The organism is Bartonella sp. MR63HLJHH, assembly GCF_042194155.1.
Taxonomy (GTDB): Bacteria; Pseudomonadota; Alphaproteobacteria; order Rhizobiales; family Rhizobiaceae; genus Bartonella; species Bartonella grahamii.
Map to the genome: position 1 here is coordinate 74331 of NZ_JBHIMN010000009.1, position 14118 is coordinate 88448.

A 14118-nucleotide genomic window follows, 5' to 3' on the forward strand; every position below is an offset into this window, starting at 1 on the left:
AGAAGAAGTGAAAATGGATAATTGTTTTTAAATTCGGTAATTGTCTTTATTTGGTAAGACATTTCTGGTTTTTTGTCAAAATTAAAAAATCATTGATATGAATTATGTCTAATACACAATGTATTTATAATTGATTTTATTTAAAGCATTATAATTTTGAATATTATTATTCAGAGAAATATTGTGAGATACTGATATAGTGGCACCATGACATCTTTTGAGTGATGGTAGAGATTATTAGATGGTGCAAATTGGGGTTATGAGGGAACAGAAAAGGGTGTAGAAGAGGCTTGTAAAAAAGCTAACTTACTTGGTCTTAAAGTTTGTTTTCATCTTTCAACACAGTGGGATTAACTTATTTCTAATAGACTTCTCTTTTTCTCAAAGTAAGAAGTACTCTTCATCCATTGGGGGTGAAGTACTCTGTTGCGTTTGTTGTGTCTTGTCTTGGTGATTTTCGTAAAGGGCTAAGTATAAAGAGGGAAGGGTGTTTTAAAAGTAAAAAAGACGGCTTTAATATACAAAAAAGGCAGCACATTGTGTTGCCTTTTCGTTAAATTGAATAGAATGATAGGCTATTTTTACAGTCTTTCCTTAAAACTGATAGCGTATTCCACCTGAAAAGTTTGCACCACTTATACCAGTTTTCTGAAGCTTTTGTTGATAGCTTACATCACCATGAAGGGAGAAGTTGTGAGACAGTTGTGCATTGATGCCAATGCCGCCTTCGATTGCAGGTCCCATAGGATCAAGGTCAAAGTCTCTACCAATATGAATGCTACCATCATCACCAAAAGTTTTGATCAAGTTTACTTTTCCATAGAAAGACATAGGACGGTTGTTTTCAGTGGAAATGGTTTTGGTCAAACGCCCACCAACACGGATTAACCATTGAGAAGGATTGTTCATATCAACAGTGAAATTATCAGCATCTTCAATGGTGTTAAACATCAAATGTTGATAGGCAATTTGTGCTTGTGGCTCAAATGTTAAACCTTCCATTCCGGTTGCAAACTCTTTGCCAATAGTGGTGGAAACACTCAACATTTTGGCATCGTTCAACTTTGCGGTATTTCCTCTGAGAGCATTGGCGATATGCCCTTTTAGGATACCGTAGGACAAGAGTGCATCAATGTAGAAACCATTGTTATGCTGTATACTACCATAGGCTGTAATGGCCCATTTATCCAGCGTGTTCTTCCCTGCATCTTCTATATCTTTTGGAGTGAAAGAGAGGCGTCCATAGGTTCCCCCCAGTCCCAGATGTGTTGTGGTATTTTGCCCTTCAATTGCTGCCAATGTGACACCGGCTTGGAGAGCAGCATAGCGAATATCAGCACCATAACCATATTTGAGAGGACCACGCTTGGAAGATAAGGTAGCTGTATTTCCATAGGAGTATAAGAAGAATGCGTTCTTTATCCCTTGTTCTTGTCCTATGGTGGATATTCTCATATTAGCTAAAAACTCGTCTTGCTTAGCTATATCTGTTAATCCAGCGTGAAAGAGAGCATTTGGCATAACTATATAGCTTGCTGTCTGTGGTACAAGAGTGTCCACACCAGAACCTGAACCAGTTTCAAGAATTTCTTTGTGTAAGCGGAAATCCCAGAAATTTTCATTCTTTTCATCAAACAGGTTTTGCGCAATATCGGCTTGTCCATGGCTTGAGTCTGGTCCATAAGCAGTCAGCGTATATTTATAAGGTTCTCCCCCTAGTGTGGTATAGCCATTTGCCAGTTTGAAAGAGTCTTCCTGTGCTTTCCCAGAGACTTGAATAAGCGAAAGTCCACCGATATTCGAAGGATCAGCAGCATTTACTACACTATTTTTATCCCCTGAATCGCTTTTGATATAAACTGTTGTGTTGCTTGAGACATCACCGTGAATGAGAAGCCTATCGGTTTTTTGATCGGCACTTGCTACGCCATCACTCCAAGCAATGTTGAAGTAAATCTTTGCGTCTCCCGTTGCATTGTAGACTGCTGTGTTGTCTGGTTTTCCAGATCCTATGTGCAATGTGTGATAATGCTCTTCTGTTGGTTTCTCAAAAATAATGGAGCTGTTGTTGAGGTTAAGCTTGGAAACATCAGAACGAGATCTTTGAGCAATATCAAGGAGATTGCCATCATCATCTTTTTCATTTGTACTGGTTTTTACAATCCATTGTGTATTGTTTTGCAAATTAAAGATTGTTTTAGGGCTGTTAATAATTTTTGCTCTACCCTCTAATATGGAGTCATCAGAATTGAGTGTAAAAGTTAAATTATTTTCTTCAGTTGAATTTTTGGTTACTAATAAAACATCAGCACGGATTTCTGATTTATTGCCAAGATTGACGGTGCCGGTTAATTCATCTACGTTAATTCCAACACCGTTTTCAACGTGAAGCTTTGCGTTGGTTAAATTAACTTCTGAGGTTGTATTTTCCACAGGATTTTCAAATTTTATGCCGTTTTTCTCTGCTTTTGCAGAAATTCCCGTCAGATCAATATGTCCACCGTTTTCAACAGCTAATGCTGCCTCTGTTCCTGTTATACTTCCTGTCATCATTGTGATGCTGGAGTCTAAGCCGGTTGCATGGAGGGCATAACCATTAGATGATGTAATTTGGGCGTTTTCGGTTATAGTAATGGTGCTTCCACTCTCTGCACGTATCCCCACATTTTTTCCAGCAAATGATCCTCCAGAGATTGTGATTTGAGAATGATCCATTGCAATTACGCCGATGAATGCTTTTGTAATGTGTACATTTTTTAAAGTGATATTGCTTGCTTGGGAATTTAATCCTGTAAATATTACCGAGTTACCTTTTCCATTGCTCGATATTGTCACATCTTCCAATTTGTTTTCGTTGCTTTTACTGTTATTAAAGGTGGCTCCCCCTGTAGAAGTTGTAATGGTTCCTTTATTCATTTTGATTACGCCGCCGTCTCGTGCAAGGAGTCCAGTCGAAGTGTCTCTAATATTTGTTCCATGCAATTCGATCATACTATTAGAATTGATAACACTTGCACCTAATCCGCTAAGGTGCTTTTCTGTTGTGATAGTAACATCTGTGACCGTAATATGACCACCATCTTCCGCACTCAATGCTGTACGGTCCCCTTTGACGTGTCCTTCATTCATTGTGATGGTAGAGTTTAAACCGTCTGCATGGAGTCCATAACCATTAGATGAGGTAATTTGTGCAGCATCGTCTAAATTGATGGTGCCGCTATCTGCTACATATATTGTTTCACCTTCCGCCTTAAATGATCCCCCAGAGATTTTAATTGTAGAATTGTCATATGCAGCTACGGCATTAATTGCATCAGAGATGGTTACATTTTTTAAAGTGATTTTACTCTTTTCTTCTGCTTCTATTCCATAGCCTAGCAGCGCACCGCCTTCACTACTTGATATTATCACGTTGTCCAGATAGTTTTCTTCGCTCTCACTTTTAGAAAAGACAGCACCAGCTACAGAAGCTTTAATGCTTCCTCCCTTCATACTGATTGCGCCATTGCTTTGGGCGTGAAGACCAATTGCACTATCACTAATCGTTGTATTTCCAAGCAACTTAATTACACTATTAGAGCCATCAGCACCTGCACCGATACCATCGCCATCTGTTGTTTTTAGAGTAACATCTGTGGCCGTAATATGTCCGCCATTTTCTGCAGCCAATGTCATACCTTTCCCCGTAACGTTTCCTTTTGTCATTGTGATGGTGCTACCGGATTCTTCTGCATAGAGTCCATAGTCTTCAGATGAGGTAATTTGCGCTTCGTTGGTTAAAGTAATGGTGCTGCCGTTTGCGGCACCTATTGTTATACCTTTTGCTTCAAATGATCCTCCAGAGACTGTTATTGTCGAGTGATCATTTGCAATTATGGCACTGGTTGCTTGCGTAACGGTTACATCTTTTAAAGCGACTGTACTGTTTTTGTCTGCTTCTATTCCAGCGATTAGTGGCGCATCGTTTTTACCGCTCGATATCGTCACACCTTCCAGTTTGTTCTTTTCGCTCTCAGTGTTTTCGAAGTAAGCACCAATCTTGGAAGCTGTAATGGATCCTCCGGTCATTTTAATTGCACCATTGTCTTGTGCCAAGAGTCCAATTATAGCATTATCAACAGTTGTATTTCCATGTAATTTAATGACGCTGTCGTCACCAATAGCAATTGCACCAGCTCCTTCTTTGTCCCCTGTCGTTTTTAGAGTAACATTTTCTACCTCGATATGTGCTTTATCTTCTGCAAATAATGCGTAGTTCTTCGTGGTTACTGTTCCATCCGTCATTTTTATTATGGAGTTTTCACCTTCTGCATGGAGCCCATTTCCATCAGTTGATATAATTGTAGTACCATCGTTTCCATTTTTAGCTAAAGTGATGCTGCCACCGTTTAAAGCATACACTGTGTCATTTTCCGTCTCAAATGTTCCTCCAAATACGTTTATTTCAGAATTACTCGCAAAAATAGCTTTTTTTGCTTGTTTTACGGTTACATTTTTTAACGTAACTTGACTGTTATCGATGGCGCTTATTCCCAATAATGAGGATGTATCACCTTCTTTTTTTGATATTGTCACATTTTCAAGCTTATTTCCTTTACTATTGTTTGAGAAGTTCGCACCAACTGTAGATTTGCCAGTTGTGGATACTGTAATAGAACCACCGCTCATTTTGATTGCACCGCCGTCTTGTGCAAAAAGTCCGATTACAGCATCATCAACTATTGTGTTTCCGTGCAATTCAATCGTGCTGTTAGGACCGGTAGATTGTGCACCAACTCCTTTGCTATTTGTTTTTAGAGAAACATCCGTGACCTCGATGTGTCCACTGTTAAATGCAGATAATGCTGCTTGATTTCCTGTTACTATTCCTCCAGTCATCTTGATTGTAGAGTTTTTACCTTCTGTAACGAGTCCTGTTCCATCAGTTGATGTAATTGTAGCACCATCTTTTTCGCCTTTATTTAAAATAACGGTACCACCATTTAGAGCATATACTCCTTGGTTTTTTCCATTAAATTCTCCCCCAAAAACTTCTAGTTTAGAATCATTCGCAAATATGCCTATTTCTGCTTGAGTGACTGTTACATTTTTTAAAGTTACCATGCTTTTGTTTGCACTGATTCCGAATAGCAGTGGTACTTCATTATGACTGGATATCGTCACTCCGTTCAGTTCGTTTGCATCGCCCTTACTGTTTAAGAAAGCAGCCCCCCCTCCAGAAGCTGTAATAGATCCTCCGGTCATTTTGATCGTGCTATCGTTATTTGCAGTTAATCCAACGACAGCATTTTCAATCTTTGTATTTCCTTGTAGTTCAATCGTGCTTTTATCTCCACTAGCGACGACGACACCTAATCCTTCGTCATCTTCCGTTGTTAGAACGACATTTTCAACTATAATATGTCCGCCGTTACCTGAAAATAATGCCATTTCCTTCGCATTTACTGTTCCACCGGTTATTTTGATTATACCGTTGTTTTTTGCTTCAAGACCAAGGTTAATGTTAAAATCAGTTCCTTTAATGGTTGTTTTATCCCCCGTTAAAGTGATCATACTGTTCTCGCCTTCAGCTGTTACAGCAGCGGGTGATTCTAGAGAAGATGATCCTGGAGAAGATGTGGATGAGCCTTCGCCGGTATCCTTATTTCCGGTTACTGTTAAATTTTCACCAGTGATTTTGCCACTTTCTTTTGCATGAAGAATTTCATAGGACTTACCGGTTTCTCCGGTGACGGCTGGTCCTTCTCCTGAAGCTTCAAGAGATTCAGCATGTGCATTGGAATAGATACTAGAGAGTATGATCGCGACTGTTGCTGTATATGATAAAAGGGATTTTTTATACATCCGTATTCTCCTTTGAAGTCCCCAATATTCATTTCCCCACCGACCTCATAAGAAGAATAGAAAATGAGTTACTGTTCTTAGTGTTGTTACATTACCTCTAACTCGGTAAGTTATTTTAATTTTTCTGTCAAATATTTTAAATAATCTTCATGAAAATGTATATTATGTATAGTTTATTTTTTATTAAATGAGTTTATTTATTTTCTGTTTGTAGTGGGATTATTTTTATATCTTGATAAAATAATAAAAATAATTTTTGATAATTACTGAGAGTTCTTTATGACTATTAAGATATTTTATGATAATTATTTGAAGATATTTTCACTTAATACAAAAATATATTTTACTATCCTATCGTTTATAGTTTTTTGTGTTTTTTCTTGTTTGAATATTGTATAGACAAAAAATTGTTTGAGTTTTCAGATGAGGAGAAAGTTTCTGATAATCGCTTATCTTATTGAGGGCGGTAAAACAGACATATCTTAAGTTTAAAAACGTAATTAATAAAGAGATTCATGTTAAGGTTTTAAATGAATAGTACTTTGGTCAATAAAATTGCACTGTTATTAAAAAGTTTCCGCGTTCATTATTTGTGGATTTTTAATATATTCTAGATAAAAATGCCTTATATTTTTTCTTGATAAAAAGGGAGGGGGTAGTTGTGGTGTCATTAGGATTTATACAAAGCGAAAAGGCAGCATATTGTGCTGCCTTTTCGTTAAATTGAATAGAATGAATAGGCTGTTTTGACAGTTTTGTTTTAAAACTGATAGCGTATACCACCTGAAAAACTTGCTCCAGAGATACCAGTTTTCTGAAGCTTTTGTTGATAACTCACATCACCATGAAGGGAGAAATTGTGAGACAGTTGTGCATTGATGCCAATGCCGCCTTCAATTGTAGGTCCCATAGGATCAAGGTCAAAGTCTCTACCAATATGAATGCTACCATCATCACCAAAAGTTTTGATCAAGTTTACTTTTCCATAGAAAGACATAGGACGGTTGTTTTCAGTGGAAATGGTTTTGGTCAAACGCCCACCAACACGGATTAACCATTGAGAAGGATTGTTCATATCAACAGTGAAATTATCAGCATCTTCAATGGTGTTAAACATCAAATGTTGATAGGCAATTTGTGCTTGTGGCTCAAATGTTAAACCTTCCATTCCGGTTGCAAATTCTTTGCCAACAGTGGTGGAGATACTCAACATTTTGGCATCGTTCAACTTTGCGGTATTGCCTCTGATGGCATTGGCGATATGCCCTTTTAGGATACCGTAGGACAAGAGTGCATCAATGTAGAAACCACTGTTGTGTTGTATACTGCCATAGGCTGTCAGTGACCATTTATCCAGCGTGTTCTTACCGGCATCTGACATGTCCTTTGGTGTAAACGACAGCTGCCCATAGGTGCCTACAAGACCGAGATGTGTTGTGGTATTTTGTCCTTCAATTGCTGCCAATGTGACACCAGCTTGGAGAGCAGCATAGCGGATATCAGCACCATAACCATATTTGAGAGGACCACGCTCAGAAGATAAAGTTCCTGTGCTTCCATAGGTATAAAGGAAGAAACCGGTTTGTTTTTCCTCTTCTTTTCCTAAGACGGATGTTCTGATATTGGCTAAGAGCGCGTTTTGTTTAGCTATATCTGTTAATCCAGCGTGAAAGAGAGCATTTGGCATGACCAAATAGCTTGCTGTTTGTGCTACAGGGGCGATCACATCTGAACCATTTCCAAGCAGTTCGGGTTGCAAACGGAAATCCCAGAAATTTTCATTCTTTTCATCAAACAGGTTTTGCGCAATATTGGCTTTGCCTTGGCTTGAGTCTGGTCCATAGGCACGTAGTGTATACATATCTGGTAAACCACCTCTTGTGGTGTAGCCATTTACAAGTTTGAAAGAGCTTTCTTCTGCTTTTCCAGAAACTTGAATGAGTGAAAGACCACGGATATTGGCAGCAGCAGAGGTATTTTCTTCGACATTGTTCTCTTCTAAGCGCCCCGTAACATAAACTGATGTGTTGCCAGAGACATCCCCATTGATCAAAAGTCTATCGGTTTTTTGGTCATTTATTGCAGCACCATCACTCCATTCTGCGTTGAAGTAAATCTTCGCATCACCCGTTGCATTGTAGACTGCTTTTGTGTCTGGTTTACCAGAACCTATATGCAATGTGTGATAATGATCGTCTACCAGTCCATTAAAAACAATGGAGCTGTTGTTGAGATTAAGCGTGGAAATATCAGAACGAGCTCTTTGAGCAATATCAAGATGTTTCCCGTCATCATTGAGTTCTGTTGTGCTGGTTTTTATGATCCATGTTGTATCGTTTTTCAGATCAAAGTGTACATTTCTGTCTTTAGCAATATTCGCTCTGCCCTCTAGAGTAGACTGATCAGCGCTTAATGTGAAGGTGCCGTTGGAGATCGCTTTCATTTCTTTATCATGCCACGAATTTTTAACTTTCCATGACGGTTTGTCCCAAAAAATACCATCTCCTAATAATACGTCCGCATGAACTTCTGATTTTTTAAGATTGACTGTGCCGATTGATGGGGCTGCCGCATCTTCGATGCTTTTTTCAACAAAAGCTCCAACGAGAATACCAGTATCATTTTCAGCATGAATCTCTGCATTGGTCAGATTGATCTCATTGCTATGATATTTTTGTGGGTAATCTGGGCCATTTGGATCATTATCAGAGAAAGTTGCGAATTGTAAACCGGCAACTTCTGCTGTGGCAGAAACATCTGTCAGATCAATATGTCCGCCATTTATTACAACCAGTGCAGCTTTTTTTGCTTCTATTTTGTTTTTCTTCCCATTTGGAGGAGTGTCGGATTGGGTATCTAGACCTTCAGAATTAGTATCAATAGTGCCATTGCTCGTTTTAATTTTACTACCTTCAATAGCAAGAAGACCAGTACCAACATTTTGAATGGTTGTTTTGCCATTTAATTCAACTATACTATTAAGCTTCGAGGTGCTTATACCAATGGTTCGTTCTGTGGATTTACCACCGGTTATTGTTAAATCTCCGCTAACGATTTTACCCCCACTATCAGCATAAAGACCTTCATCAAAATTTTGAATGGTTGTTTTTCCCGTTAACTGAATTTCACTACCAGAGCTCCCCGTCCATATACCAGATCGTGCTTCCTTGGAGTTTTGATCAATTACTTTACCACCGTCTACGGTTAAATTTTCACTGGTAATTTTACCACCAACACTTGCTCCAAGACCGTTCCAAGTATTGTTAATTGTTGTATCGCCATGCAATTCAATTCTGCTCTCAGGACCAATGGCCTGTGCACTGGTTCCTTTGCCATCTGTTGTTAAAGCAACATTCGTGGCGTCAATCTGTCCGCCTTTTTCTGCAAATAATGCATTTTGTTTCCCACTGACAGTTCCTCCCGTCTTCGTGATGTGGGATTTCGAACCTTCTGTGTGGAGTCCATAACCATCAGTTGATGTAATTTTAGCATCGCCGGTTAAATTAATGGTGCTGCCTTCTTTAGCATATACCCCATCAGTTTTTCCATCGAATGATCCTCCAGAGACTGTTATTGTGGAGTGATCATCTGCAAATATGCCTGTGGTTGCATTCGTGACGGTTACATTGTTTAAAGCCACAGTGCTTTTTTCAGCACTTATTCCTTTGTCCATCAATGGCTTATCTTTACCGCTCGATATGTTCACATTTTCCAGCGTGTTTTTATTTTCATCACTTCCGCTAGCGTTGAAAAGGGCACCTATTTGAGAAGCAGCAATAGAACCACCGGTCATCTTGGCTGTCGCTCCATTTTTTACATCAAGGCCGTTTATAACTTTTTCAATGGTTGTTGTGCCTTTTAATGTAATGACGCTGTTAGCGCCATCGGCTTTTGCGCCAGTTCCAGTGCTATCTGTTGTTGTTAAAGCAACATCCGTGACATCGATCTGTCCACCTTTTTCTGCAAATAATGCATTTTGTTTTCCACTGACAGTTCCTCCCGTCTTCGTGATTTTTGCTCCTGAACCTTCTGCATGAAGTCCAGAACCATCAGATGATGTAACCGCAGCTTTTTCGTCTAAATTAATGGTGCTGCCTTCTTTAGCATATACCCCATCAGTTTTTCCATCGAATGATCCTCCAGAGACTGTTATTGTGGAGTGATCATTTGCAAATATGCCTGTGTTTGCTTGAGTGACGGTTACATTGTTTAAAGCCACAGTGCTTTTTTCGGCACTTATTCCCTTATCCATTAAGGCGCCATCGTTAGCGCTCGATATGTTTACATTTTCTAGCGTGGTTTCGTTGTTCTTACTACCGTTGAAAGAAGCACCAATTTCAGAAGCTGTAATGGAAGCGCCATCTATCTTGATTGCCGCTCCATTGTTCATTACAAGGCCATTTTTGAATTTTTCAATGATTGTTTTTCCATTTAACTCAATCTTGCTATTAGGTGTGTAGGCTCCTATACCAATACTTGTTCCTTGGGTTGCAGAACCAATGAGTGTTAAATCTTCACTAACGATTGCACCATTTACTGCCATAAGACCATGGTTTGTGGCGTTTTTAATGGTTGTTTTTCCCTTTAACTCAATCTTGCTATTAGAGTCTTGGACGGACACACCAACATTAGATTCTCCAGCTTCATTAAGGGTTATCGTTAAATCTTTGCTAGTAATTGCAGCACCGCCTACTGCCTGAAGCCCGTTAGTAACTTTTTTAATGGTTGTTTTGCCTTTTAATGTAATCATGCTGTCAGCGCCATCGGCTTTTGCACCAGTTCCGCTGCCGTCTGTTGTTGTTAAAGTAACGTCCGTGACATCAATCTGTCCGCCTTTTTCTGCAAATAATGCAGCTTGTTTCCCAGTTACGGTTTCTTTCTCCTTAGTGATCTTAGACCCTGAGCCTTCTGCATGGAGTCCATAACCATCAGTTGATGTAATTTTAGCATCGCCGGTTAAATTAATGGTGCTGCCTTCTTTAGCATATACCCCATCAGTTTTTCCATCGAATGATCCTCCAGAGACTGTTATTGTGGAGTGATCATTTGCAAATATGCCTGTGTTTGCTTGAGTGACGGTTACATTGTTTAAAGTCACAGTGCTTTTTTCGGCATTTATTCCCTTATCCATCAAGGCGCCATCGTTACCGCTCGATATGTTCACATTTTCTAGCGTGGTTTCGTTGTTCTTACTATCGCTGAAAGAAGCACCAATTTCAGAAGCTGTAATGGAAGCGCCATCTATCTTGATTGCTGCTCCATTGTTCATTACAAGGCCATTTTTGAATTTTTCAATGGTTGTTTTTCCATTTAACTCAATCTTGCTATTAGGTGAGTAGGCTCCTATACCAATACTTGTTCCTTGGGTTGCAGCACCAGTTAGTGTTAAATCTTTACTAACGATTGCACCATTTACTGCCATAAGACCATGGTTTGTGGCGTTTTTAATGGTTGTTTTTCCATTTAACTCAATCTTGCTATTAGCATCTTGGACGTACACACCAACATTAGATTCTCCAGCTTCATTAAGGGTTATCGTTAAAGCGTTGCTAGTAATTGCTGCACCGCCTACTGCCCGAAGCCCGTTAGTCATTTTTTCAATGGTTGTTGTACCCGTTAACTCAATCTTGCTACCAGAATCTTGGGCTACTAAACCAATATTGGTTCCATTTATTATTAAATTTTCGCTGGTGATTTTACCACCTTTTTCTGCAGAAAGTCCGTCCTTAACTTTTTCAATGGTTGTTGTGCCCGTTAACGTAATTTCACTGCCCGAATCTTTCGACGCTACACCAGTGCTGAATTTTTCAGGATCAGGAGAGGTTACTATTAAATTTTCACCCTTGATTGCGCCACCATTTGTTGCTTCAATTGCATCATAGGAACTGCCTGAAGTGGCAGTCGTTATTGTACCTTTTGCATCATTTTTAAGAACATTGTTAGCAGCATATGCGTTGAAATGGGTGCCAAACAGCGTAACAGTCATAGCCGCTGTACAGAGTAACAGAGATTTTTTATACATTTAGATATTTTCCTTAACTTATAAGCCCCACGCATTCCGCCCCCGCTTATAAGAAGGATATCAAATGAATGGTTTTCTACTTTGAGACAAATAGATTATTTTTATTTTTGTGTAAAGTATAATTATAAATTTTATAATAAAATACGTAATGTTTTACTGTAAATCTATTTTATTATTCATTATGAATAAAAATAAAACTAAATTATAAATAAAAATTATTTTATAATATTAAAAATTAAAATATTTAAATCACTAATTTATTAAAAATTTATAAAATAATATGAAGATATTAAAATTTATTTGTAATTTTTTATTGTATATCATAGTGTTATTATTGTGCATTATTTAGAGATAAACTTTATTGAATTATCACAAGAAAGAAAATAATGGAGAAGATATTAAAAAAGAAACCAGAAAAGAGGAAATGAGCAATAAAGAATAGCAGTATCTATGCTGCTGTGAATATACAAAAAAGAAAGCTTGTCGTTTGACAGGAGTTTTTTAAGTGGGAATAGGTGAGATTGGGTGGGAATTTATGATTTTTTTATGACTAATTTTCACCATTAAATGCACATTTTATCAAAATGGATTTTTACATCTAAAAATGAGAAAAATCTGTGATTCAATGGAAAAAATAGGAAAAGGCTTTGAGGATTAAAAAAAAACTCTGTGGAAGCCTAGAAAGCCGCCTTTGAAGACCCTTTGAAAAAAATCTATAAATTGTGAAGTTCGCTCCCAAATCAGCCCAAAAAGCGAAAAAAGATATGATATTTTAAAAACAAATTGTTATTAAAAATCTTAATGTAAGGAGAAAGGCACCTTCATTTTCCATTTTTAATGATGGTTAGGTTGGATTTGTGTCGTTCTTGAGTGTTTTTTTAACCTCTATTTGATGTTTTAAATGCAATTTTAAAAAGAGGCAAGGTAAGCTCTATTTCTTCACTGTCGTTGATGTCTTGAATAAGCTCTTGTAACTTTTTATAAAGCTCCGCCGCGAGTTCCGCTATATCTTCAGGGGGAAATTTAATTGTTGCATTTTTGTTATTTGATTGATCCCTTTGTACGGGTGGCAAATGGTGATGGGGGTTGGAGTGTTAAACCCGCAAGTCCTTTTGCTGCCGCCATGTTTATCAAACGTGATAAGCAAAGGGGCGGTGTTTTTTGGTCTCCCTCCAACCAAGATGTGCATGGCATTTTAGGCACGGCGCGCCCCATTAGCTATTTTGATGGGGAAATCGATCATGAAGCAAATCGCCTCAACCAAGCCGATATTGCGACCTTTATTCCAGCACGGCTTAGCCAAAATGCGCATTTAAATAATTCTGGGGGACAAATAGCTGCCAATGGACGTATTTTATGGGGAAATCATACCACCTCCAGTGATCCATTCTGGCGTTTTGTCAATGTGGTGCGCACCCGTGCAGCGTTGAAAAAACTATCACTAACAGTTTTAGCCCTTGGGCTAATGACGAGAATCTGACTGCTCACTATGTCATTGCTATTACCCGCTCTCTCACGCAGTTTCTTGATGATCTTATTGCGCGGGGTGCACTGCTGGGGGGCGGGTTTGGTTTGATCGCGATTTAAATTCCAACAGTATTTTACAATTAGGACAGTTTCGGGTGGAGTTTGATGCAGAAGAAGTGCCACCTTTAGGAGATTTAAGGTTCAGTAGCCGGCGCAATAGCGCTTATTTTGATCGGTTGGCGCAAGATATCCAAAAGAAAATGACTTATCAATTTGGTGATACGCTTGAAACTTATCGCAAAGCAGCAAGGAGTTAGAGCATGACTTTACGCATTGTACGCGGTTTTACCCTGATTGTTGATGGTTTTATGGGCACCTATCACAAAATTGAGCGATTTTTTTAAATCTTTGCCTCATCGCATTAAGGGGTGGATTGGGTCCATTAATTTAAGAGAGTTTTTGCCAAGTTTTTTGGGAGGCACAACAGCCATTCAACCGATTGCACAATTTGCGGGGGCGGGGCATGCCAATTACTCTGTGAGAGAACAAAGAGGCAAAGAGCGCTCCCCCATCACCCACAATCAAAATGTCACGGTGCATGTCAATGGCGCCCGTGATCCTGTTGTCACTGGTCGTGCGGTTGCCCACGCCATTCAACGGGCACGCGCTAATGCGCTGCATGGCGGGACAGAATGAGGGGAGGGAGGCAATGAGGGGAGGGAGCCTATGAGAGATCCTTTGATGATGTTAGGACCGCATCAATTTTATGTGGACTGGCTGAATTT

General features: G+C 39.0%; 3 protein-coding genes and 2 pseudogenes. 2 read left to right on the plus strand and 3 right to left on the minus strand.

Features of this window, described 5'->3' with window-relative positions; all coding sequences use genetic code 11:
- Positions 1 to 594: 594 nt before the first annotated feature.
- The 3 genes and pseudogenes from ACFIKQ_RS07195 to ACFIKQ_RS07205 form a co-directional block, all read right to left on the minus strand.
- The gene (locus ACFIKQ_RS07195) at positions 595 to 5844 is read right to left on the minus strand and encodes an autotransporter outer membrane beta-barrel domain-containing protein (RefSeq protein WP_375656195.1); all 5250 of its coding nucleotides are present in this window, start codon (positions 5842 to 5844) and stop codon (positions 595 to 597) included.
- Between the two features lie 760 nt (positions 5845 to 6604).
- Positions 6605 to 11866 (minus strand): autotransporter outer membrane beta-barrel domain-containing protein, encoded by a 5262-nt coding sequence (locus ACFIKQ_RS07200; protein WP_375656196.1) that lies wholly within the window; start codon positions 11864 to 11866, stop codon positions 6605 to 6607.
- An 844-nt stretch (positions 11867 to 12710) separates the two neighbouring features.
- Positions 12711 to 12906 (minus strand): annotated as a pseudogene (locus tag ACFIKQ_RS07205) (transcriptional regulator); the annotation flags it as partial.
- On the opposite strand from ACFIKQ_RS07205, the pseudogene ACFIKQ_RS07210 reads away from it, so the two are divergent.
- Positions 12903 to 13650: pseudogene (locus ACFIKQ_RS07210) on the plus strand (phage tail sheath family protein); the annotation flags it as partial. The pseudogenes ACFIKQ_RS07205 and ACFIKQ_RS07210 sit on opposite strands and share 4 nt — an antisense overlap.
- A gap of 70 nt (positions 13651 to 13720) precedes the next feature.
- Entirely contained in the window at positions 13721 to 14029 is a 309-nt protein-coding gene (locus tag ACFIKQ_RS07215; RefSeq protein WP_375656197.1) for a hypothetical protein, read from the plus strand.
- Positions 14030 to 14118 lie beyond the last annotated feature (89 nt).